At 72.8% G+C, this 23,131-nt stretch carries 19 protein-coding genes; 3 read left to right on the top strand and 16 right to left on the bottom strand.

The genetic code is table 11. The annotated features are described in order from the left end of the window. Nucleotides 1-20: 20 nt before the first annotated feature. From WMF11_RS34055 to WMF11_RS34020, 8 genes are all read right to left on the bottom strand, one after another. Nucleotides 21-3,095 (bottom strand): hypothetical protein, encoded by a 3,075-nt coding sequence (locus WMF11_RS34055; RefSeq protein WP_437973697.1) that lies wholly within the window; start codon nucleotides 3,093-3,095, stop codon nucleotides 21-23. A 462-nt stretch (nucleotides 3,096-3,557) separates the two neighbouring features. Continuing rightward, nucleotides 3,558-4,829 carry a lactonase family protein gene (locus WMF11_RS34050; RefSeq protein ID WP_437973696.1) on the bottom strand — a complete coding sequence of 424 codons (1,272 nt, stop codon included), beginning with the start codon at nucleotides 4,827-4,829 and terminating at the stop codon, nucleotides 3,558-3,560. 156 nt (nucleotides 4,830-4,985) lie between these two features. Further along, nucleotides 4,986-5,666: an NrsF family protein gene (locus WMF11_RS34045; RefSeq protein WP_437973695.1), complete on the bottom strand. Its 681-nt coding sequence runs from the start codon at nucleotides 5,664-5,666 to the stop codon at nucleotides 4,986-4,988. After that, complete coding sequence (locus WMF11_RS34040) at nucleotides 5,656-6,297, bottom strand: RNA polymerase sigma factor (protein ID WP_437709347.1); 642 nt, start codon at nucleotides 6,295-6,297, stop codon at nucleotides 5,656-5,658. The genes WMF11_RS34045 and WMF11_RS34040 overlap by 11 nt, the downstream gene beginning before the upstream one ends. Nucleotides 6,298-6,335: 38 nt before the next feature. Then, nucleotides 6,336-7,262, bottom strand: a complete 927-nt coding sequence (locus tag WMF11_RS34035; RefSeq protein WP_437973694.1) for an HvfC/BufC N-terminal domain-containing protein — start codon at nucleotides 7,260-7,262, stop codon at nucleotides 6,336-6,338. Further along, a complete protein-coding gene (locus WMF11_RS34030) occupies nucleotides 7,259-8,140 on the bottom strand; it encodes a DUF692 domain-containing protein (RefSeq protein ID WP_437903402.1) in 882 nt (293 codons plus the stop codon). Before WMF11_RS34030 ends, WMF11_RS34035 begins: the two co-directional genes overlap by 4 nt. Nucleotides 8,141-8,171: 31 nt before the next feature. Continuing rightward, complete coding sequence (locus tag WMF11_RS34025) at nucleotides 8,172-8,588, bottom strand: hypothetical protein (RefSeq protein WP_437973693.1); 417 nt, start codon at nucleotides 8,586-8,588, stop codon at nucleotides 8,172-8,174. A gap of 175 nt (nucleotides 8,589-8,763) precedes the next feature. Continuing rightward, nucleotides 8,764-9,603: a hypothetical protein gene (locus WMF11_RS34020; RefSeq protein WP_437973692.1), complete on the bottom strand. Its 840-nt coding sequence runs from the start codon at nucleotides 9,601-9,603 to the stop codon at nucleotides 8,764-8,766. A gap of 329 nt (nucleotides 9,604-9,932) precedes the next feature. Between WMF11_RS34020 and WMF11_RS34015 the strand changes: the two genes are divergently transcribed. Then, nucleotides 9,933-10,568 carry a hypothetical protein gene (locus WMF11_RS34015; protein WP_437973691.1) on the top strand — a complete coding sequence of 212 codons (636 nt, stop codon included), beginning with the start codon at nucleotides 9,933-9,935 and terminating at the stop codon, nucleotides 10,566-10,568. A 164-nt stretch (nucleotides 10,569-10,732) separates the two neighbouring features. Further along, complete coding sequence (locus WMF11_RS34010) at nucleotides 10,733-11,116, top strand: hypothetical protein (RefSeq protein WP_437973690.1); 384 nt, start codon at nucleotides 10,733-10,735, stop codon at nucleotides 11,114-11,116. Here WMF11_RS34010 and WMF11_RS34005 read toward each other — a convergent pair. The 4 genes from WMF11_RS34005 to abc-f form a co-directional block, all read right to left on the bottom strand. Beyond that, the gene (locus WMF11_RS34005; RefSeq protein ID WP_437903396.1) at nucleotides 11,074-11,295 is read right to left on the bottom strand and encodes a hypothetical protein; all 222 of its coding nucleotides are present in this window, start codon (nucleotides 11,293-11,295) and stop codon (nucleotides 11,074-11,076) included. The genes WMF11_RS34010 and WMF11_RS34005 overlap by 43 nt on opposite strands. A 205-nt stretch (nucleotides 11,296-11,500) precedes the next feature. Next, nucleotides 11,501-11,773: a hypothetical protein gene (locus tag WMF11_RS34000; RefSeq protein WP_437973689.1), complete on the bottom strand. Its 273-nt coding sequence runs from the start codon at nucleotides 11,771-11,773 to the stop codon at nucleotides 11,501-11,503. 91 nt (nucleotides 11,774-11,864) lie between these two features. Then, nucleotides 11,865-14,432 (bottom strand): ATP-binding protein, encoded by a 2,568-nt coding sequence (locus WMF11_RS33995; RefSeq protein ID WP_437973688.1) that lies wholly within the window; start codon nucleotides 14,430-14,432, stop codon nucleotides 11,865-11,867. Between the two features lie 133 nt (nucleotides 14,433-14,565). Beyond that, complete coding sequence (gene abc-f / locus WMF11_RS33990) at nucleotides 14,566-16,188, bottom strand: ribosomal protection-like ABC-F family protein (RefSeq protein WP_437973687.1); 1,623 nt, start codon at nucleotides 16,186-16,188, stop codon at nucleotides 14,566-14,568. 279 nt (nucleotides 16,189-16,467) lie between these two features. Here abc-f and WMF11_RS33985 point away from each other — a divergent pair, with 279 nt between their 5' ends. Next, nucleotides 16,468-16,824 (top strand): Spx/MgsR family RNA polymerase-binding regulatory protein, encoded by a 357-nt coding sequence (locus WMF11_RS33985; protein WP_437543223.1) that lies wholly within the window; start codon nucleotides 16,468-16,470, stop codon nucleotides 16,822-16,824. 3 nt (nucleotides 16,825-16,827) lie between these two features. Here WMF11_RS33985 and WMF11_RS33980 read toward each other — a convergent pair whose 3' ends face one another. From WMF11_RS33980 to WMF11_RS33965, 4 genes are all read right to left on the bottom strand, one after another. Beyond that, nucleotides 16,828-17,547, bottom strand: a complete 720-nt coding sequence (locus tag WMF11_RS33980) for a hypothetical protein (RefSeq protein WP_437973686.1) — start codon at nucleotides 17,545-17,547, stop codon at nucleotides 16,828-16,830. Between the two features lie 301 nt (nucleotides 17,548-17,848). Further along, complete coding sequence (locus tag WMF11_RS33975; RefSeq protein ID WP_437973685.1) at nucleotides 17,849-18,907, bottom strand: hypothetical protein; 1,059 nt, start codon at nucleotides 18,905-18,907, stop codon at nucleotides 17,849-17,851. Between the two features lie 96 nt (nucleotides 18,908-19,003). Beyond that, nucleotides 19,004-20,560, bottom strand: a complete 1,557-nt coding sequence (locus tag WMF11_RS33970) for a serine/threonine-protein kinase (protein WP_437973684.1) — start codon at nucleotides 20,558-20,560, stop codon at nucleotides 19,004-19,006. Nucleotides 20,561-20,942: 382 nt separating this feature from the next. Further along, nucleotides 20,943-23,006 carry a hypothetical protein gene (locus WMF11_RS33965; protein WP_437973683.1) on the bottom strand — a complete coding sequence of 688 codons (2,064 nt, stop codon included), beginning with the start codon at nucleotides 23,004-23,006 and terminating at the stop codon, nucleotides 20,943-20,945. Nucleotides 23,007-23,131: the final 125 nt, after the last annotated feature.

The following is a 23,131-nucleotide window of genomic DNA, read 5'->3' as shown; positions in this document are numbered from 1 at the left end:
GGCGAACACGCCTGCTCGGCTCAGTCGGAGACCATCGCGCGGGCCTCGCCTTCGAGCGGAGGCTCGCGGCTCCCCTCCCTGGAGAGGGTCGCCCAGAGGCGAACGGCGCGGCCCAGGTACAGCGACGGGTCGCCGTCGTTCAAGAACGCGCTCAGGCCCACCTCCTGGCGAACGCCGTCCTCCACCTCCCGGAGCCGCACCCATCGCTGCAGGCCGTGGAACGTGAGCAGCTCGCCGGAGGAGGCGTCGTCCACGCCGTAGCTCAGGATGCCCTCGGGCGCGCACGCGTTGCAGCGGATGCTGAGCCAGAGATGGTATCCTCCCTGGTCGCCCTCGGCGAGCTCGACGGTGGCGCCGGGACCGAGCGCCGCGAAGGACGTCGAGCCGCTGCCCACCTCGAACCAGGTCGATCCGGCGTCCCCCTCGGAGGCGGGGTCGCGGGCCGCTTCCGGGCTGGACGCGTCGCTGCAGCCGGCACCGCCGAGCACCGCCGTGAGCCCAATGCCGATGCGGGCGCGGCGGAGCGCGGGGAGCATCGCCGTGCGCGTTCGGGCCGGTGCTGGGCGCCGCGGCCGCGACCAGGCGCGCCGCCCCATGGCCAGGCCCAGGAACAGAAGCGCCGTCCACTCCGCTGGCGCCGGCGGCGCTCCCCCCTCGGCCTGGCACGAGCAGCCGCCCCCCGCGACGAGCCCGCGCGGATCGGTCGTGTCGGATGCCGGTGGGCCGAGCCGCCGGGCGAACACCCGCGGACTCTTGTGCTCCACATCCGACTCGAACCGCGAATAGACAACGAGCGACACGCCCCCGCCCAGCGCCGCGATATCGGGCGACCGCTCGCTTCCCGGCTCGGCGGAGACCGCGAAAGGCGAGCTCACCGCGCCGTCCGGCGAGAGCGCGACGCCGTGGACGTCCAGCGAATCTGCCGAGCCCACGGGCTCTTCCCAGACGGCGACGAACCGCTGGCCGTCGAAGACCAACTGCGTGCCTCGACGCCTCGGCCCGGTCCATTGGCACCCCGCGTGCTCGGCGACGCGCAGCGGCTCGGGATCCAGGGCGCCGCCGGCAGCGCTTACCCGGATCATGCCCACCCGCGTGAGGCCGCCGTCCTCCTCGCAGCCACGCCACGCTACCACGTACATCTCGGCGCCGTGGGCCACCGCGAGCTCGGTGACGCGGAACGTGCTCGCGAGATCGACCAGCGCTATCCCGCCGGGATCGAGGATCTCGTCCCCAGGACCAAGCCTCGTCGCACGGATTCCGGGGCTCAGCGCCCCGGGCGACCAGACGAGCAGGCGCTGCGTGCCGTCGAATCCGACCGCGCGTATATCGTCGACCATGGGGCCAAGGCCATCCGGGAGCGCGGTGCGGCGCACCTCGCCCGCGTGGCTCACGCGCACCATCGACCCATCGCTCAGCAGGGCAAACCCAGCCGGGTCGGGGGTGACGGCGAGCCCTCGGTACAGCGCGGCGCTACCGAGATCCAGCGGCTCGGGGGACAGGATCTCCAGAGCTGGGGACAGGCGTGTCCCAAACACGTCTGCATTGTCATCTTCGCCGAACCTGGAAATCCCCACCGAGAGCAGGCTCGATCCGTGCGACACGAGCTCCCAGTTCGCCGCCGCGTTCGCCATGCGGGTTCCGCCCTCGTCCACGACGCGGCCGTCCGCCGCGACGCGCGCGGCGAAGAGCGCGTCGCTCTCGCCCACGGCGCGGCCGCGGTCGTCGAGCCACGTGACGACGAATTGCCGGCCGTCGGACGACACCTGAGGTTCCGATTGCGCGTTCGTGCCGCGGCCGAGGCGCAAGGGCGGTGCGTCGAGGAGGGTTCCATCGCTGCCCAGCCGCGCGCCGTGGAGGCCGTTGCGAAACCCGTCCGGGCGATCGTTCTGCCAGATGACCAGGGCGCCCCGCTCCGCGAGCGCGCCGCTCTGCGCCTGCGGTGATACCTGAGTCGGGCCTCCTCCGAGGACCGCACCTGCAGCGCTCAGCCGGCTCACGTGGAGGTAGGCCGGCAGGCCTGCCAGAGCGGAGGAGAGCTCGGGAATGCGCGACCAGAGCACCCTCACGTGCTCGCCGTCGAACGCCGCGTCGTCGAGCACGGGCTCGGAGAGATCATCCAGATCGGGCTGGATCAGCGCGCTCGCGGGATCTGCCAGCGTCCCCTGAGGCGTCACACGCCGGGTCCACAGTCCCTCCTGACCGGACCAGGCCACATGGTAGTTCTCGCCGTCGAATGCGACCCGCGGGCCCGATGGTGTCCAGGGAAGCACCGGAACCGTGTCGACGAGGAAGCCGCCGGGATCGAGGACCTCGCCGGTCACGCTGACGCGGGCCGCGCGGATCTCGCCGTCTTCACGGCCCTCGCCCTGCTGCCAGACCACGAGGTAGCCCGCGCCGCCGAACGCGACGTCGGCGGAGCCGCCCTGGGAGAAGCTGGCGACGACGGCGCTTCCGGGCGGATTCGCCTCGTCGTTCGGGGCGAAGCGCGAAGCGCGGAGCTCGCGAGCGCCGCCGTCCGGCTCGTAGAATGTCTCCCCGACGATCAAGAAAGCGTCCCCGTCCGAGGCGAGCGCGATCTCACGCAGGGGCTTCGGGCCCAGCGGGACGACGAGGCCTCCCGGATCGAGGACCTCGCCGGCGGTCGTCACCCGCACCGCGCGCACGGTAGGTGTCGCGTCGACGTCGCTGCGCGCCGAGAAGATCACGAGGAAGCGCTCGCCATCGAAGGCGATCTGCGGGTGATGTCCTGTGCCCAGCGCGAAGCCGAGGGGGTCGGGCACGGTGCCGTCCGCAAGGACGCGTGTGGCATAGATGGGCTCATCGCGGTCGGGCTCGCCGGTGGTCCAGGCGGCGAGGTAGGCAGCTCCGTCGAAGGCGGCGGCCTTATAGCGGCCGTACGACCCGCTCGGATGGGCCGGGATGACGGGAGCCGGCCCCTCCACCGGTGGACCGAAGGCGAGCTCGGGAGACACGGCCGGCGACTCCGGGGGCGCCGCTGCGGCAGGCGCAGCCGCCAGGAGGAGCGCGAGCACCGCGGCCCAGGCGCTGGAGAGCCAACCCGTGCCGGCAGGCGCGAAGAGTCGAGATCCGCGCATACACCTTCCTTGCTCGACCGCTCGCCGCGACCGAGGCAGTCGGAGAAAAGATAGATTCGCGCAGCTGCAGCTCGCCCGTGTGGCTTTTGTTCTCGGGTGCGACGGTCTCCCTCACCTTTTGTCGGAGATGGTGAGCCTCGTGAGCGCCGTGCGCACAGGCATCCGCAGCGCAGAGCCCGCCTGGCTGCAGTGGGCGTAAGCAAAAGAAGCCGGCTCGCTGCGCGATGAGGTGTGCGCGGTGAACGGAGCGGGCTCGTCGCCCGCCATCGCGGGCTCTTTCGGCCTCCATTCTTGTGTTTCGCCGAGCTTGAGCTGGACGACCAGGCCATTCGTCAGAACAAGGGTCCGCGTCGGCCACGTCGGTCCGGTGTCTACAAGAGCATCACCGTCGGCATCAGATATCGCTGTAGGACGGCGATTTTGTGTGCGTCCAAACTCTGGAAGTACGACGCGCCCCGGCGGTCACCGGTCCGGCAGGGCCACGATCCCGACATAGGTGGGCTCGGGGACCTCGGTGACACGGCCTGTCGGCTCGAGGGCGCCTGTCGCCTCGTCCACGCGAAACGCGACGATGTTGCTCGAATCCTGGTTCGCGACGAGCATCAGCTTGCCAGTCGGCGCGATCTGGAAATGGCGCGGCGTCATGCCCTGCGTCGAGGCATGGCCGGCGGGCGTGAGCGTGCCCCGCTCGGGATCGACCGCGAAGATGGCGATGCTGTCGTGGCCGCGGTTCGACCCGTACACGAACTTGCCCGACGGGGACACCTGGACCTCGGCGGAGAAGTTTCCCTCGGCGCTCGCGCCGTCGGGCAAGGTCGAGACCGTCGCCAGGGCGGTGAACGTCCCGCGCGACGCATCGTAGCTCAGGGTGGTGATCGAGCCCGCAGACTCGTTGATCACATAGGCGAACCGGCCGTTCGGGTGGAAATCGAGGTGTCGAGGCGTCGTGTCCTCGGGGAGCGAGAGGGCTTTCGGGTCGTTCGGCTCCATCTGGCCCGTGTCCGCGTCGAAGGTGAGCTGCGCTATCTCGTCGAGCCCGAGGTTGGTGACGAACGCGAACCGGTTCGCCGGATCGGTCACGGCGTGGTGCGGCCTCGTCCGGCGACCGAAGGACACGTCGAAGGCCGCCTGGCCGAGCGCGCCGTCCTGGCCCACGGGGAGCACCGCCGCCGTCCCGCCGGCGTAGTTGGCGACGAGGACGAAGCGCCCGGAGCGATCCGTGGACAGGTGGGCGGGGCCCGCGCCCTTCGAGGACGCCCTGTTGATGAGCTCGAGCGCCCCGCCCTGGGGATCGATCCGGAACGCGCTGACCGCGCCGGACAGCTCCCCGTCCACCTCGTTCAGCTCGTTCGCCGCGAAGAGGCGCTGGTGCGCGGGGTCGACGGCGAGGAAGGTCGGGTTCATCTCGGCGTCGAGCGGGCCCTGCACGGCCGAGAGCGCGCCGTCGGCGCCGTCCAGGCGGAAGACGAAGAGCCCCTCGTGACCACCGACATAGACCACGAACGCGCGTTCGGCCTGCGAGCCGCCGCCGCCCGCGCCGCCGCCGCCCGCGCCGCCGCTGCTCGTGCTGCTGGCGCTCGTGCTGCCGGCGCTCGTGCTGCCGACGCCCTGGCTCGCGCCGTCACCGCCGCCGGCGGCCGCGCCCGTCGTGGCGCCGTTGTTCGCGGCTCCGGCGCCGGATCTGCCGCATCCGAGCCACAGTCCCGCCGCCAGAAAGAGGAGCGCGCGCTGCATCGACCTGGTTTCTCCTGCTTCCTGCGTTAGACCTGGCCAGCGCCGCGGTGCAAGCGCCACGGCGTGATCCTCGTCGCGGCGCGCCGCGGCAGGTTCGCGGCGTTCACGCCGCCTCGTGGCGAAGGCCGGGGAGGATGCGCGGCGCGGCGCGGCGCCTCAGGCTCGCCCGCGCAGCGACCCGGCGGCGGCGCCGAGGAGCGCGCCGGACGCGATCGGGAGGCCGTGGGCGAACGCGATGTGGAGGAGATCGTCGATGTCGCAGTGCGTCCCGATGCCGACCACCACCCCGAGGCCGCACAGGGCCCCGATCGCGGCGCCACGCCACGCCGGCGCCGACAGAAACGAGCGGCGCAGCACGAGCGCCGCCAGAGCGAACGGCAGGACCGCCGTGCCGACGGCGCTGGCGACGCACCGGAGGTGCTGGTCCAGCGGCACCGGCGGATCGGCCACGGGCGAAGTCGCGACGGCCGCGGCCAGGAACCCGGCCGGCACCGCGACGACGAGCGTTTGGATCGCCCTCACACCGGCCGGCAGGCCCCGGGCGCGCGGGCTCAGCGCGAGCAGCAGGCCGAGACCGGAGAGCACCGCCGTGACGGCGAGCGGGACGGCGACCCGGAGAGAGGGGAGGTCGTCGCGGAAGCCTTCCCACCAGCTCACGATCAGGATCCAGCCGAGCCCGGCCAGGAGCGCGCTCCAGGAGCGGCGCTCACGCGTCGGGCGCGTCAGCGACGGCTCGGCCGGCGCCTCGGCCACGACGGGCGGCGGGCGGGCGGCGAGGTGGGCCGCGGGATCGGGGATGTCCTTCAGCCCGCTCAACAAGTCGCGCTCATTCGACATTGGCACCTCCCCGGACGCTCCCCTGGCCCTTGCCCCGGCGGCGCTCTTCCGCGCCTCCTGGTTCGGCCTCGGGCCGACGCTTGAGATCGTCGAGCGCCGCCCGCAGCGCCTCGTAGGCGCGGAACGCGCGGAGCTTCACCGCGCTCGTTGTCGTCCCCAGGATCGCCGCGGCGTCCTGCACGCTGAGCCCCTCGTACCGGATCAGGATGAACGCCTCGCGCTGCGACGCCGGCAGGTCCGCCAGCGTCCGCTCCACCGCCCGCGCCGTCTCGGAGGCGATCGCGACCGCCTCGGCGTCCGCGCCGCGCGCGTCCGGCGGCTCCGCGCCCGGATCGCTCGGCAGGCGCTCGGTGCCGCGGTGCTTCTGGGCGCGCGCGTGATCCAGGTAGACGTTGCGCGCGATGGCGTAGGCCCACGGCGCGACGGCGCCGCCGCGGGCGAAGCTCGATCGGGCGCGGTGCATCCGCAGGAACGTCTCCTGTGTCAGGTCGCCCGCGAGCGTCTCCGAGCCGCTCATGCGGGTGAGGTACGCGAGGAGGCGCGCCGCGAGCGCGCGGTGCAGCTCCGGAAACGCGCGCGCGTCGCCGCACGCGTACCGGTCCATCGCTTCGTTCAGGGCGAGCTCATCCATGGCGGTCCTGACGGCATACACCGTCTGCGCGCCGGCGATCATCGCGACGCCCCGAGGAGCGCCCCGCGCTCGGCGAGATCGCTCAGCAGGGCCGCGGTGCTCTCCAGCACCGGCCCGTCGACCGGGTGTCCCAGCGCGGCGCAGCCCGCGACCACGGCCTCCCCGAGCGCGGCGCCCGCGAGGAGGCGGCCCAGGATCTCGGCCGCGAGCGGGGTGAGCTCGAGGAAGCGCACGTCGTGCGCGGCGTCGCGGTACACGAGCAGGCGGGTGGGCTCGCGGGCCGGCACGTCACGCGCCGACGCGTCGCCCTGCAGCCTGTGGACCGCGTGCTCGTAGCGCACGAGCGCCGCGGCCCGCTGGAAGCGCGCCCCCCGGTCGAGCGACAGCGCTTCTTCGCCCAGGGGCCCCGGCGCATCATCGCCCGGTGTTGCCGGCGTCTCGTCGCCGAGCGGCCCTGACGCTCCGCCCGCGCCGGCCTCCTCGTCCTGCTCGGCGCACGCCGCCGCGAAGGCGGCCAGCTCGTGGCGCGCGAGATCCGCGAGGTACGCGGGGACCTCCGGATCCTCGGCCCAGCGCGGCGCGGCGAAGCCCACGAACTCGAACGCGACGTCGCGGAGGTAGCGCGACCGGGGCGGCTCCGCCTCGATGAAGCGCGCCACGTCCGCCTCGAACCGCGCGCCGAGCCGCGCCGCGGTCCGCGGGATCCCGGCGCGGATCGCGCCCGTCAGCCCGCGGCGGATGAGGCTCCGGTAGAGCAGTAGCCGCTTCGGCGGGAGCGCCGCCATCGCCTCGAGGTCCGGCCCCTCGAGCCCGGCGCGGACGAGCCACGCGCGGGGATCGGCCGCGATCGCCTCGCCGTCCGGCGCGGTCACGCTCCGCTGGAGCGCCCGCTCCAGCGCCGCGAGCTCCTGCGGTGGCGTGTTCGACGTCTCGCCCGCCCCGCCCGCCTCGCGCGCCGCGCTCACGCCAGCGCCTCCCGCGCGGCGAGCCCGCGCCGGTACGCCGCGTCGACCTCGGCGAGCTCGGCGAGCAGCGCGCCGAGCGGCGGTACGTCGTTGTCCCGCTCGAGCACGACCGGCACCGGCCCGGTCCGCGCGACCGCGCGGGCGAGCAGGTCGAGCACGGGGGCGATGGCCGGCGCGCCGTGCGTGTCGACGAGGACCTCCGCGTCGTCGCGCCACTCGTGCCCCGCGACGTGCATCGCGGCCACGCGCTCGGGAGGGATCTTCTCCAGGAACGCGACCGGGTCGAAGCCGTGGTTCCGGGCGTTGACGTAGACGTTGTTCACGTCGAGCAGGAGCCGGCAGCCGGCGCGCTCGAGCACCTCGACGAGGAAGTCGGCCTCGTCGAGCGAGGCGCGGCCCGGGACCAGGTAGTAGGTGATGTTCTCGATCGCCATCGGGCGCTCGAGCCGCTCCTCCGCCTCGCGGATGCGGGCCGCGGCGTGGGCGGCGGCCGCGGACGTGTGCGGGAGCGGCAGCAGGTCGTGGAGGAACGCGCCGTCGACCCCGGAGAAGCAGAGGTGGTCGCTGTGGAAGGGGGGATCGAGCCGCTCCAGGAACCCCCCGAGCGCGCGCAGGTAGCCAGCGTCGAGCGGATCGAGCCCGCCGACGGACAGGGTGAGCCCGTGCGTCAGGATCGGGCGGTGCTCCCGGACGCGCTCGATCGCGGCGGGGAAGTAGCCGCCGCGCCGCATGTAGTTCTCGGGGGAGAGCTCGAAGAAGGGGACGGGCAGCGCCGCGTCGCGCGCGCCCTGATCGGGCGCGTCGAGCGCCGCGAGCACCTCGTCGAGGAACTCCCATCGGAGCCCGAGGCCGACGCCGGTGAGCGCGCTGCCGGTCATGGGGGTACGGGGAGGGCGCGGGAGGCCGCGATCAGCCGCAGGTGCCCTGGCCGCAGCCCGCGTGGCCGGGCTTCTTCGCGGCAGCGCCCGTCTTCTTGGCGGCGGGCTTGGCCGGGGCGCCGGTGGCCGGGGCCGCGGTGGGCGGCGTGGGCGGCGCGGCTGTGGCCGCCGGGGTGGCCGTGGGGGCGACCTGCGGCGAGGTCGCGGCGGACTGCGCGTCGCTCGGCGCCGGCTCGGCCGGGGCGGCGGGGACGTTCGCGCCCGCGGCGGCGTCGCCGGAGGCGGCCTCGGTCGGCGCGGGCGCCGGCGCGGGCTCGGCCGGGGCGGTCTGCTCTGCGGGGACCTCGCTCGCGTTGACCGGCGCCTGCGCGCCGGCGCAGCCGCTCATCACCATGGCGCCGGCGCTCAGCGCGGCGAGGGTCTCGTAAATGCTCTTCTTCGACAGCATCGTGTGGCTCCTCTGGTTCTCGTCTCGATGGGCCTGCGCCCACCGTTGTCGTCTCGACGGGCTGCGCCCTCCGGCGGGCGAGGCGTCATCCGGCTTCCGGCGGCTTCCGGACCGCCGTGTCATCTCAGAGCCGCAGCGTCGCCGCAACGGCCCACGTTCGGGCGGCGCGCCGCGCTCACCGCGCGCCGCCGTCCGCTGCCGCCGCCGGCGCCGTGGGGGCCGCGCCGGCGGTCGCGGTCAGCTCGAGCGTCACCATCGCCTCCTTGGCGACCTTGGGCGAGAGCACCTCGAGCGTCTTCTGGGCGAGCTTGCCGAACGCCTCGCGCGGGCGGACGTCGTGCTCGGCGAGCCCCACCGGGAACGGCTTCGCCGTCTTCACGGTGACGCTCGCGGGCCTTTCGCCCTCGTACCTGAACGTGGCGATGAGCTCCACGGTCCTCGGGGACTGCCGCTGGTGCAGCAGCAGGTCGCCCGACGCCGTGACGGTCACCGTCCGCTCCGCGCCGGACAGCTTCGAGAGATCCTTCTCGCCGGAGGTCGAGATCGACCGGATCGCGAACTGGGCCTTCTCGTTCTTCGCGCGGACGTCGTCGGGCGTGTCCTTCGAGATCTCGAGCCAGGTGCGCGCGTGCTGGTTCTGCAGGTCGCTCTTCTTCTCCTCGCCGGGCTTGCCGTCGTCGCCCACGGCGGTCTGGAAGAGCTCGATCGTGGAGAGGTCGACCGTGATGAGGCCCGTCGTCCTCGTGATGTCGGCGGGGTCGACCTGGAGCGTCCCCGCGGCGGCGCCCGCGATCCGCCCCCGGATCTTCTCCTGGGGCGCATCCATCACGAGCTCGACCTTGCTGCCTGCGCGGTCGATCGCGAAGGCCGCCGCGGCGGGCGCCTTCGGCTCCGGCGCCTTCAGCTCGGTCGCGGCGGGCGCGAGGCTCGGCTGCTCCCCCTGGCACGCGGCCGCGCCCAGGCCGGCGGCCGCGAGCGCGAGGAGGAGCAAGGTCCTTGTCCGGATCGTCTTCACGCTCGCCTCCAGGCTCTCTCGGGTTGTTGCGCGCCCGCGCGCGAGGGCGCGCGGCGGTCTCCACTTGAACAGGAAGGAAGGCGCCCGGGAAGGGAGATCGGGGCCATCGCCCTGGCTCGCCCGCCCGCTCGGCGTCGCGGTTCCATGAGTCCCATGGCCGAGATACGTGCGAGCGGGGCCGTGGTTTCGGTCGCGCCGCGGTTTCGGCGGCGGCCGGCTGCCCGGCGCAGGGCGGAGCGCGCGGGGCCTGGGTTGCACAGCCGCGTGTGGCCTGCGGTGTGCACGAGGCGGTCGTCGAAGACGGAACGAGCCAACCGGAGACAACTGCAATGAGCACGCGACGACTCGCGGCGGCCGCCATGACCGCCGCCGGAATGATGGCGCTCGCCGGCGCGGCAGAGGCGCAGGGCGCGGCGGGCCGGGATCAGCAGGTCCGGCCGACAGGCAACCTCCCTCCGGCGGATCAACCGCTCATCCGGCGCATCCCGGAGCCCACTGTCGCGGTGGAGGGCGGCCTTGGCGTCCTGGGCTTCCTGGGCGGCGCCGCGGGCGTCGGGCCGAGCTGGAACGTCCGGGTGACCGGGAGCATGTCGCCGCGCGTGGCCGTCGAGGCCAACTACACAGGCTCGGTGAACGAGCGCGCGATCGTGGGGAAGTCGCTCGTGATGACCTCGTTCGACGCGGGTCTGCGCTACAACATCCTGCGCGCCGACGAGGCGGTCGTGCAGCCGTTCGTGGTCGGGGGCGTGGGCTACGTGGGCTGGGCGGGCCGCGGCGGCGATGCGTTCGCGCTGTCGGTGCCGCTCACCGCGGGCGTGGAGCGGCTCGTCACGCGCAACGTCAAGCTGGGCGCTCGGTTCAACTTCCGTCCTGCGTTCTTCGACGACCTGAGCCTCGGCGGCGCGACGAGCCCGACGGGCGGCGACACGTGGGCGCTGCTCGCGCACGGCGGCGGCGCGTTTTGACCTGGCCATGGGGTCTTGACCTGCGCCGCGCCTGCGGGACGAGGCGAGCGTGGGCCGGGACCCTGTCGTCCCGTGGACGTGGAGTGGAGTACGCTGCCGCCCGCTCGGGCGGTGACCCGCCTTCGGGGTTCCGCGACCGGGCTTCATCCACGGAGAACGACGGTATGAACACGCGCAGCGACTGGCCCCGTCGGGGCCTGAGCCTCTTCTTCACGGGGCTCTTCTTCACGGGGCTCGCGCTCGTCTCGAGCGCGGCTTGCTCCAGCAAGCAGCCGGCGACCCAGGGGACGTCGACGGCGGCGGCGGGCGAGCGGCGGGAGAACGACTGTTCGACCGGGCCGCTCCTCGAGTGCCCCGAGGGCCAGCTCGACGGCTGCGCCAACGGGACCACCACGGAGCATCGATGTGTGGAGGCGGGGCGGGGGAGGTGCCTCGACATCCGGGCGGCGCTCGTGAAGTGCCTGGACGGCGAGATCCTGACGCACGACGGCTGCCCCGAGCCGGCCTACATGCAGCGGTGCGCGCCCAGGTCTGCGCAGCTGCCGTGAGGTGGCGGCCGGGGGGCGTCGCTCGAGCAGTGTTCGCAGGAGTGCGCCGGGTCCCACTCGATGTCCTCGAGACCCAGCTTCCGCACCCACGCGAGCTCCCACATCTGCCTCGCGCTCACGTGGATCACGTTCCCCGAGCGGGGCATGTCGCTGGTGTTGATCCGTCGACGTCTGGACATGGGCTCTCCTCCTCGCGCGATCGAGGGCGCCCATTCTGCCGTTGACGAAGCGGCTCGCCAAGGGCCCTGTCACCGCGATCGCCAGTGACAAGATGCCTTGCGGTAGCCGTCAGAAATTATCACGGGTCGACTTGATTTCTCCTCGCTGTCCGGTCCGCAGCGCGCTCACCGGCCGTCCTGGCGTCGCGCCCGCCGGCCGGGCGGCTCAGCGATGCTTCCCCGCTGCACCGGGGCGCGGCGCACCCTCCGCGCCGGGAGCTGTCGTCGAGATGATCGGCCCCCCCGCGTACGAGCCGGCGCCGCCTTCGCTGCCCCAGCTATCGACCTCGTCGGGCGGGGTGTCCTCGAGCTCGCCAGATGGCGTGATCGGCCCGCGGACGCCCGGGACGTCCGCCTCTGGGAGAGGCCGCTTCTCCTCGCTGACCTCGTGCGCGAGGCGCGGGTCGCCCGGCGGATCGTGCGTCGTATCGACTCCCATGTCTCCTCCTTCCCGAGGGCTCCTGGGACTGGCGCGCTCGATCGTCCACTCCTCCCCTGCGGCGGCTGTCCCGGCTGCCCGCCGCCCCGGCTCACCCCTCGTCCATGACGGGGATCGTGAACCTGAACGTCGTCCCCACGCCCACGCGGCTCTCCACGTGGATCGTCCCCCCGTGCGCAGCCACGAGCTCCCGGGCGATGGCCAGCCCGAGCCCGGTGCCCTTGTAGCCGTTCCGCTGGCCGCGCCAGAACCGCTCGAAGAGGTGGGGCAGCTCGTTCTCCGGGATCCCCGGCCCCGTGTCGGCCACCGAGAAGACGACGTGCTCCTCCCCGCGCTCGCACCGCAGCGTGATCGCCCCCTGGGCGCCCGTCACCTGGAGCGCGTTGCTCAGGAGGTTGGTGAGCACCTGGAGCACCCGATCGCGATCACACGTGACGAGCGGGACGTCGTCGGCCGCCACGACCCCCAGCTGGACCCCCTTCTCCTGGGCCTGCGACTCGAACGTCTCCACCGCCTCCCTGCCGATCTCCCGCGGATCCTGCGGCTGCCGGCGAAGCGCCAGCCGGCCGGCGCGCAGGCTCGCGAAGTCGAGCAGGTCGTGGAGCAGCCGATCCATCCGGTGCGCCGAGCGCTGGATCGCCTGGATCGCCTTCGTGTCGCCCTTCTCTCCCCGCGTCGCCGCGCGCTTCGTCATCACGGCGGCCGCCGTGAGGATCGCGCTCAGGGGGTTCCTGAGGTCGTGGGACACCGTGGCGAGCACGTTGTCCCGGAGCTCGATCGCGCGCTGCGCCGCCTCGTACAGGCGGGCGTTGTCCGCCGCGAGCGCCGCCCGCTGCGCCAGGTCGTGCGCCACCGCGAGGTCCGCCTCGTCGTAGATCCGGCCGGACCCCGCCGTCGCCAGCGTGATGCAGCCGAAGGTGCGGCCCCGCGCGACCATCGGGACCACCAGGGCCGACGTGATCCCGAGCGCCCGGGCGAACCGGCGGAAGGCGCCGTTCTCGTCGAGCGAGGCGACCAGCGGGTGCGACAGATCCCCGATGAGCTCCGGGCGCTCGCTGCAGAGGGCCCGCTCCAGCAGCGCCGTCAGCGGCGGCGGGGGATCCATTTCGCGGAAGAGCGCCCGCGCCCTCTGGAGCTCCTCCGGGCGCGTGTGCGTCACCGTGATCCCGCGCGACTGCTCGAGGTCCGGGAGCGTCTGGATGACGCACCAGTCTGCCAGCTCGGGGACCGTCAGGTGCCCCACCCGGTCGAGCGTTCCCTGGAAGTCGAGGGTGTCGCTGAGGGCGGCGCTCGCGGCGGCCAGGAAGCGCTCCCCCCGCTCGGCGCGCGTCCGCTCCGTGATGTCGAAGAAGGTCACGACGGCCGCCATCACGCGCCCGACCGGATCCCGGACCGGCGCCGAGCGCACGAGGATCCGCCCGCTTGCGCCGTCGTCGCGGACGATGTCGATCTCCTCGTCGATCACGACCTCGCCGGTCGTGATCGTCCGCGCGAGAGGCCAGTCCCGGGCCTCGTACGGCCTGCCCGACCGAGGGTCGAAGCCCCGGCAGACGGCGTATCCATCGATGTCGCTGATCTCCAGGAGCGGCAGCCCGAAGATCGTCCCGGCCTGGGGGTTCGAGAGGAGGACGCGCCCCGTCGGCGGCTCGGCGATGACGAGCCCCGCCGGCATCTGCTCGACGACGGTCGCGAGCAGGGCGCGGGCGTCGTCCGCCTGGCGCCGCGCCGCGCGCTCCTTCGCGACGAGCTGCGCCTGCACGATGATGCCGGTCGCCCGGCTGGTCATCGTGCGCAGCATCAGCGCGTCGTCCTCGGAGAACTCCTCGGCGTTGCGGGAGCCGAGGATCGCGACGCCGATGGAGTGCCCGTCGTGGAGCAGCGGCACGCCGTAGACGGCGCGCAGCCCCCTCGCCCGGATTTCCCGCGCGGTCACGGGCAAGCCGCCGGCCGCGGCGTCGAGCGACGTGGGCCCGCGCAGCGCGAGGACCGCGCGGGCGAACTCCCGCGCCGCCTCGAGCGGGGGCCCGGGCAGCGGCCCGTCGTCGATGCCCGCGGTCGCGTGGACCTCGAGGGCGTCCCCGTCCCCGAGCAGGACGATCGCCACGTCCACTGCGGCCGCCGCCTCCCGGGTGGCGCGGACGAGCGCCTTCAGGAAGGTGTCCAGATCGCTGCTGCCGAGCGCGGCCGTCGAGATGGCGTCGAGCGCCTGGAGCAGGCGCACGCGCGCCGCCTGATAACGGGACACCGCGTCGGCGATCGCCTCGTCGATCGTCCCGTTCAGCTGGATGACCTCACGCCCCCCGTCGCCGCCGTCCCGCTCCCACAGCTCCAGGATCACGGCGCGGAGCGCCGCGTACTCCATCACGACGTCGGCGAGATCGTACCCGTGGGCGAGCCGGCTCAACGCGTGGAGCCCAGGGAGCCCCCGGTGCTTCCGGTCGACCGCGGCCGCCGTGCCCGCGCTGCGCGTGCCCTCGGCGATGTAGGCGAGGATGTCCGGCAGGTGATCGGTCGGCCTCGGCGCCGGCAGCCGCCGCGCAGGGCTGAGCGCCTGGACTCGGTACTTCCAGGCATCCAGGAGCGCGTCGTGGTGGCGCTGGATGAAGTCGGAGAGCCGCTTTGGGTTCGGTCTACCGAGCAGATCCATCGGGGACCTCACGATAGCGCGAATCCTTGAGCGCGTGTTCACCTAGCGCAGACTCGAATCGACGAAATCGACGAGAGAGCGCCGCTCCCGGGCGGAGCTTGCTCGCCGCGCGCGCCACACGCCGCGAGCGCCACGTGGGCGCGGGTCAGCTCCGGATGCCTGGCGCCTCGTGTCCGCTCTGGGCGACATACTCCAGGTATCCCCCGCCATACACGCGCGGCCCGTCGGGCAGGAGCTCCAGGACGCGGTTGGACAGCGCGGCGAGGAAGCGGCGATCGTGCGAGACGAACAGCATGGTGCCCTCGAACGAGGAGAGCGCCTCGACGAGCATCTCCTTGGTCGCCATGTCGAGGTGGTTCGTCGGCTCGTCGAGCACGAGGAAGTTCGGCGGATCATAGAGCATGATCGCGAGCACGAGGCGCGCCTTCTCGCCGCCGGACAGGATGCGACAGGGCTTGTCGATGTCGTCGCCCGAGAAGCCGAACGCGCCGGCGAGCGTGCGGAGCGAGCCGATCGAGGCCTGCGGGAAGGCCGCCACGATGGACTCCCAGACGGAGCGGGTCGGGTCGAGGAGCTCCATCGCGTGCTGCGCGAAATACCCCAGCTTCACGCTCGCGCCCACGTTCACCCCACCTGCGTCCGGGGCGGATGCCCCCGCGACGAGCTTGAGGAGGGTGGATTTGCCGGCGCCGTTTACGCCCATCACACACCAGCGCTCGCGGCGGCGGATCAGGAGGTCGAATCCGTCGTAGATGGAGCGCCCGCCGTAGGACTTCTTCACCCCGCTGAGCCGCGCCACGTCGTCGCCCGAGCGCGGCGCGGGCTTGAACTCGAAGCGGATCGTCCTCCTGCGCTTCGGCGGCTCGACCTTGTCGATCTTCTCCAGCTTCTTCACGCGCGACTGGACCTGCGCCGCCTTGGCGGCCTGGGCCTTGAAGCGCTCGATGAACCGCATCTCCTTCGCGAGCATCGCCTGCTGGCGCTCGTACTGCGCCTCGGCCTGCTGCTCGTTGATGGCGCGCTGCTGCTCGTAGAACTCGTAGTTGCCGGAGTAGCTGGTGAGCTCGCCGCCGTCGATCTCGATGATCTTGGTGACGATGCGGTTCATGAACTCTCGGTCGTGGGAGGTCATGACGAGCGCCCCGGCGTACTGCTTCAGGTACCCTTCGAGCCAGATGATCGACTCGATGTCGAGGTGGTTGGTCGGCTCGTCGAGCAGGAGCGCGTCGGGCCTCATGAGGAGGATGCGGGCGAGCGCGACGCGCATCTTCCACCCGCCCGAGAGGGCGCCCACGTCGCCGTCCATCGTGGCCTGGCTGAAGCCGAGCCCCGCGAGGATCTCGCGCGCCTTGGCGTCGAGCGCGTAGCCGCCGAGCTCTTCGTAGCGGGCCTGGGCCTGCCCGAAGCGCTCGATCAAGCTCTCCATCTCATCCATCCGCTCGGGGTCGGCGAGCGCGGCCTCGAGCTCGCGGAGCTCCGCGGCGACGTCGGAGACCGGGCCGGCGCCGTCCATGGTCTCGGCGACGGCGCTCCTGCCCTTCATCTCGCCGACGTCCTGGCTGAAGTAGCCGACGGTGACGCCGCGATCGATGGCGACCTGGCCGCCGTCGGGCGCCTCCTCCTTGGTGATCATCCGGAAGATGGTCGTCTTGCCCGAGCCGTTGGGCCCCACCAGGCCGACCTTCTCGCCGCGGTTCACCGCCGCGGAGGCCTCGAGGAAGAGGATCTGCTTGCCGTGTTGCTTGCTGATGGAATCGAGACGGATCACGAGGGGCGCTGCCGCTGGGGGCGGCTCCTTTCCGCGCCCCCTATACCAGACGGCCCGTCGCGCGATGCGGCATTTCGTCCGCCGCCGCCGTCAGCGGCGGCGCGCCGTGAACCGCGGTCAATCGGTGCATTGCCCGTCTTCCGGCGCATTCCAGGCGCATTCCGGGCGCATTGCACAGGAGCCCTTTTTTTTCTCTCCTGCTATGGGCGCGCTTTCCATCTCCTTTTTCGCGCTCATCCGCGCTTGATGTCGCGCGGCCGAGGGGGCAGAAGGCCCGGCATGAGCAAGGTCCAGATCCTCTCTTATGCCGGCTGCAGCACCTGCAAGCGAGCGCTGAAGTGGCTCGGCGAGCGCGGCGTCGACGTCGCCGTGCGCCCCATCGTCGATGAGCCGCCGACGGCCGCAGAGCTCGCCCGGTGGGTCCCGGCGAGCGGGCTCTCGGTGCGTCGGTGGCTCAACACGAGCGGGCAGAGCTACCGCGCGCTCGGCAAGGCGCGCGTGGACGCCGCGAGCGACGACGAGGTCACGCGGTGGCTCACCGAGGACGGGAAGCTCGTGAAGCGGCCTGTGCTGGTGAAGGGAAACCGGGTGCTCGTGGGCTTCCGCGAGGACGACTACGCCGCGCTGTTCGGCTGAGCCTCAGGGGGCCGAGGTGAAGCGGCCTCCCCGGACCTGGCTCAGCTCGAACGAGCTCTCCGGGTCGAGGTTGTTGTCCGTCGTGCCGCTCCGCGAGCGGCGGATCACGACGTCCACGTCGCAGCTCTCGGGCTCCTGCGAGCTGGTCTCCTCCAGCTCGCCCGCGCCGATGGTGTACGTCCCCGGGTCGCCCCCCACATCGAACGTCTTGGAGAAGATGCAGTCGCCCTTCACGTCGATCACCATGTCGTCTCCGGACGCGCTCGGCGCCCAGGCGATCGTGAGGTCCTCGCCGCGCGGGACTGGCTCTCTGGGCAGCGCCTCGAGGTCGAACGGATCGGGGAGCGTCCCCACGTTGTTCGTCGCGTCGTCGTCGCCCTCGTCGTCGCGGTCCAGCAGCACCTTGATCTCGGTGCCTCCCGCGCCGACGTCGACGGCGGCCTCGTAGACCCCATCGCTCTCGGCGGACATCGCGACCGCCTCGCCGTCCACGGTCGCCGAGATCCGATCTCCCGCGCTCAGGATGACGTACGTGTTGCTCTCGTCGCCGCCGGCCTTGAGGGTGGCCCGCAGGGTCGTCGACGACGCGCTCTCGGCGATCGCCTCCAGGGTCGCCGAGATCCCTCCGGTCTTGATCTGCTGCGAGTCGAGCGTCTCCGTGCAGCCTGCGAGCAGACCGGAGACTGCGACCCCGAACATGGCCATCGTGGTCTTCGTGATCATGAGTTCCCTTTCCTCACCGCCTCACCCGCCAGGGCGCGTCGGCCTGTAGTTTTCCACGGGATACTACGCTCGGCCGCGCGCCACGACGAGGCGCAAGGTTCCGACGGTGCGCGGCGCGGCCGTCGTGGATTTCCCTTGGACGTCGCATCGCAACGCGGCTTCGAGGCGGCGTGAGCGCGCGCGTCGCCCAGGCGCCGCGCCGTCGTGGCGCGCGCCACATCGCCGCGCGCGCGCCGCGCCGTGGTGGCGCGCGCGCCGCGCTACCGTGCGTGCGCGAAGGCGGCGACAGGCGCGGGCTGGTTCACCACTGGCTGCGCACCACGACGCCGCCGCCGGTCGGTCCCGCGAGCAGCGACCAGCTCACCGCGCCTGCTTGGCGGTAGGGCGCGGCGCTGGCCTGCGAGCCGGACGAGGAGGGCTCCGTCAGGAGGAGCACGAGCGCCGTCCCGGCCAGCGCCGCCCCGGCGCCGAAGCCGATCGTGCTCACAAGCCCCAGGTCCTTCGCGCGCTTTCCAGCGGCCTGCCCTTCGGCGGTCTTGCACACCGCCCTGCCGGAGCCGACGTCGTCGCAGTCCTCCTCCGCGTGGCGGCTCTCGCTGAGCGCCATCGCTCCCGTCACGCCCCCGGCGATCAGCCCGCCCAAGGCGAGCCCGCCCGTCACGTACGTCAGCACGCGCCGGCCGCTGGTCCCGGTCGGCGCCGGCGTCCGCGACGCGCCCTCGTCGCGCTGCGACGGCGACAAGGCGGGCTGATGGGGAAGCGGCTGATCCGCCGGCGGCGCGGGCGGCGGCGCCTCGGGGAGCTTCACCTCGAGCTCGATCGTCTTCTGCTCCGACTTCTCGATCGTAAACCGCACCTCGTGCGTGGGCCCGCCCGGCGCCTTCGTCGTCACGACGTGCTCGCCCGGGTTGACGGGGAGCGCGATCCCGAGCGAAGGCCCCTCCAGCGTGATGCCATCGCGCTGCACCAGCGTCCCAGCGGGCGCGTCGGCCGGCAGCGACAGCGTGAGCTGTGGTACGAGCGGCACGAGCGCGTCGCGCTGCTCGAGCACGAGCTTGTAGCGATCGTACTGCTTGAGCTGCTCGGACTCCGACAGGCGGGAGTAGAACGAAAGGAAGTCGTTGTAGCGCGCGACCGCGGTCGCGGTGCGCCCCCACTTGGCCTCGCACTCGGCGAGCGTGAACAGCCGCCCTGCGCGAGGATCGAGCCGGTAGCTCTCGGTGAGGGCAGGGCAGCCGGTCTGGAACTTCCCCGCCAGCATGTCCGCGAGGCCGCGGTTGAAGAGCGACTCGGCCACGGCCACGGCGTCAGGCTGCGCGTTCGCCGGCGCGGCGATAGCAATGCACAGGAGTCCGCTCAAGACGGACCCGGGCCAGAAGGTTCGCATCGGAGATAACAGGAGATACCTCCTTTGGGACCGCCCCAGGCAAAAAATCAGCGCGTTGTAGGGCCGCGCTCAGTCTGCCCCGTAGAGCGACTCCCGGGGCTTCGCTGCGTTCGCTGAGGGGGAGGCGGTCGGCGCGATCTTGCGCCAGGCGCCGGGTGGCGGCGCCGGGGTGCGCGCTGCCGGGGTGCGCGCCGCTGGCGAGGCCTTTGAGTTCGCCAGCACTTCGGGAGCGATGGCCAGGCCGCCGTCCGCGGGCGGCGCGGCGGCGGAGCTCGCTGGCGCCGCGAGATCGGTCGATCTGGGCGTGCCGGCTGCCTCGGGCGTGCCGGCCGCCGCGGGCGTGCCGGCCGCCTCGGGCGTGCCGGCCGCCTCAGGCGTGGTGCCGGCCGCCTCGCGGCGGGCGGCGCCCGCGGCGGCCTCGGGCGGCGTGGAGGGGGGCGCGACGGCCGCAGCCTGCGTCGCCTGTGCGTGCTCGGTGGGGCCGGGGGCCGGGGACCGGCCCTTGCTGAACGCGGCGAAGGCGATGGCGCTGCCGCCGACCAGGGCGATGGCCGCGACGGCGAGCGCGGATCGGCTTCGCGGCGCCGCCGCCGCGCCGGTTCCGGTGCCGACCCTGGTCTCCACGCCCGTGGACGACTGGGCGGCCACCGGCATCGACGACGCGGGCCCCTGGTTCAGCTGGCTCATCCGCGGGATCGGCGTCTCCAGCCCGACGAGGCGCGACGATCTGATCGTCATGGGGGCGATGTCGAAGACCTCGGCGAGCGCCTCCACCGCGGACGAAGCGGTCGGGAAGCGCGCCTCGGGCTCGCGCGCCGTCGCCTTCGCGAACCACGCGTCGAAGCCGGGGGGCAGCTTCACCCCCTCCGTCTCCGCGCGCGCGGACGCGGGCTCCTGCGGGCCGTGCATCGCGATCACCGCGAACGCGAGCGAGTTGCTGTACTCGCGCATGTCGTTCAGCCAGTAGGCCTTGCCGACGAGGGTCGTGTACGCGATCATGCCGAGCGCGAAGAGGTCCACCGCCCGCGTGATCGTCTCGCCGCTGAACTGCTCGGGCGCCATGTAGAGCGGCGTCCCGAGGGCGGCGGTGTTCGCCCCTTCGACCGCCGTCTCGGCGACCAGCTTGGCGATGCCGAAGTCGAGCACCTTGATCCGGATCTCGTCGTCGTCGTCGCTCGCCGCGAGGAAGAGGTTCGCGGGCTTCAGATCGCGGTGGACCACGCCGGCCGCGTGCGTTTTGTCCAGGGCGTGCGCGGTCTGGCGCAGGTAGGCGATGGCGTTCTCCGGCGGCAGGCGCCCGCCGCGGCGGATGCGCTTGCTGAGCTCCTCGCCGCGGAGCAGCTCCATCACGAGGAACGGCATGCCGGTGTCCAGGTCGATCCCGGCGTCGAACACCTCGACGATGTGCTCGGTCGCTATGCGCGCGGCGATGCGCGCCTCGAGCTTGAACCGCGCGTGGAACTCGGGGTTCTCGGCGAGGTGCGGGTGCATGACCTTGAGCGCCCGCCGCCGATCCGTCTCGACGTGGACGACCTCGTAGACCGCCCCCATCGCACCCGTCGCGATGCTGCGCACGACGCGGTACCTACCAGCGAACAGCATCCCCTCGTTGAAGTTCAGCGACATAGTCTCACCCGCGTCGAACGAGGTTACACCACCTGGTCGGACGGCCGCACTCGTTAACTTGCAGACCTTACAAACTTGCAGGCCGTAAGACTCCCCACATGGAACTCCCGATGTAGGGCGCGTTCGCTACATCTGCGCGCACCAGGCAACAGGTAAGCGCCCTGCGCTGATTGGCGCCGCTCGCGCGGAGCGCCGATCGTCGTCGCTCGTCGTCGCTCGTGGCCGCTCGTGGCCGCTCGTCGCCGCGAGAAGATCCCGTGATTCCGTGGCTTACGGGGCTCTTCAGCGGTGATGTGGCGCCCGTCCGTTCTGATCGTTTTTCACGACAGACACATCGACATCGTCAGATGCACCGGCGGAGCGTGGGCGCCGCCTGTCCCCGTCAGAGCACGAGCACCGCCAGCAGCCGGGGCCCGTGGAACACGTCGAACCCGCCGATATCGAGCTTGCGACCGATCGTGTAGATCGTCTCGTCTCCGCGTCTGGTCGCGCGGATACTCGATAGGATACCCTGGCCGATCGCCTCCACGTTGTAGGACAGCTCGGTGAGCAGGCGGAGCCGGCTGAGGTACGAAGTCAAGCGGAGCCGCAGCCCCACCGACACGTTGCCGGAGAGCGCGATCATCGTCGCCTCGTCGACCTCGCGCGGGGCGCCGGGGACCGCGGGATCCGCGGAGAAGGCGTAGCGCACCGGGCCGGCGCCGCCGTAGAGGCCGAGATCGCCGAACGGCGCGAGCCGCGGCCACTCGCCGTTGCCCATCCGCACGCTGAAGCCGCCCTGGTAGAACCGCGACGTCACGCTCTGGGCGGGGCTTTGCCGCTCGAAGACGTAGACGTCGCCCTCGCCCGGGTCCCGCTCGCGGAGCGCATAGAAGATGCGCGGGAGCTTGTAGTCGATGTACCTGAAGCCCGCGAGCAGCTCCTCGAGGTAGAGGTCGTCCGCGGCCTCCGGGAAGAGCTTCGTCAGGTCGAAGCCGACGTCGATCTGGCGGAGCAAGAGCTGGAAGGGCGCGCTGGCGACGGCGCCGGCGTCGCGGTCGGTCGCCGGATCGACGGCGAGCTCGGTCACGTTCCCGGCGGTGAAGCGCGCGATCTTGAGGCTCGTGCTCACGCCGGCGAGGTCGGCGCCGATGTCGAAGACGTCGCTCGCGAAGCCGTTCAGGCCGAGGAGCCTGCCGAGCGAGCCGTCGTACTGGATGTCGCCGTCCGACGAGAACAGCCGGTCGGTCTTGAAGCCGGCGTTGAGGCGCGCGGCGTCGCGCGCGTGGTCGAAGTCGTACGTGAGCAGCGCCCGGCCGCCGACCATGAACACCGGATCGACGTCGTAGGCGAGCCGCCGCGTCCTGCCCCGGTAATCGTTGACGCCGCCGGAGGAGCCCGCGCTCGCGAGCTGGTGGAAGAACAGGAGCTCGACGTCGCCCTTCAGCTTCAGGTGGACGGCGTCGAGGCTGATCGCCCGGCCCTGCTCGAGAAAGCCCTCCTGCGCCTCGAAGCCCGCCGTGTCCTCGAGCGGCGTCCGCGCCGGCGCGGAGAGCGCCTCGGCGCAGGCGGAGAGCGCCGCGCGCTGCTCCTCGAGCACCCTGGAGATCGCCTCCGCGCGCGCCACGGCGGCCCTGTAGCCGGGCTCGTCCCGCGCGACCCGCCGGGCCTGCTTCACGACGTACGGCGCCACGGCGAGCGCCTCGATGTGCATTCGCAGGACGAACGACAGCGCCTGGAGGGCGTCGCGCGCGATCGTCCGGGCGGGCTCCTGCCCCGCGCTCGCCGCGCGGAGCGCGGCGGCGGCGAGAGCGACGTCCCGGTGCGCTCCGGCGAGCGCCCGCCGCCGCGCGGCGGCCCTCGCCTTCGCGGCGGCGACCTCGGGCGTGTCGGGGGCGCCGAGGGGCCTCCCGGCCGAGAGCCGCTCGACGCTCCGCTCCTCGGCGGCGAGCGCCCGCGCGTGCTCGGCGAGCGCCTGCCACGCGGCCGGCAGGCGGCTCGCGGCGCTCGCCTCGCCCGACGGCGCCGCGAGCGCCGCGAGCGCGTCGAAGAGGCGCGCGAACGCGGGCGGCGCGCCGCGCTCACCGCGCGCGCGTCGTCGAAGAGGCGCGCGGGCGAGCGCCTCGTCGAGCTTCGCGCGGTAGAGCTTGGCGAGCGGGACCTCGTGCTCTCCGTCGTAGGGGGGCGTCTCCTCGAGGCGCGCGCGGAGCCGCTCCGCCTCGACGTCGTCGAGGCGGAGCGCCGCGATCCACGCGTCTCCCGGGGAGTACGGGGTGCTCGAGAGGACCTCGTCGGCGAGCCAGGCCGCTCGCTCCAGATCCGCGGCGCGATCGTCGATGATGGCGCGGCGGGCGTCCTCGTTCGCGAAGGCGCGGGCGGCGCGGACGTTGTACGTGGTTGGCCCGCAGGCCGAGGCTGCTGCGGAGGCGAGGAGCAGGAGGCCTGCGAGCGCCGGGCCCGGTCGCATCGGCGAGAGTCTACCACGGCGTGCGAGCGCACTGGACGCCGCGCCGCCGGCCTGCTCAGAATGCGCGCCCGTGGCTCCCAGCCGACCCAGCGAGATCGACGGCGCGCGGGCCTGCGGCCTGCGAT

It is taken from the genome of Sorangium sp. So ce295, from assembly GCF_051527405.1.
GTDB lineage: Bacteria > Myxococcota_A > Polyangia > Polyangiales > Polyangiaceae > Sorangium > Sorangium cellulosum_B.
The sequence above is the reverse complement of the archived record's forward strand: the minus strand, read 5'-3'. Positions and strand labels throughout refer to the sequence as shown.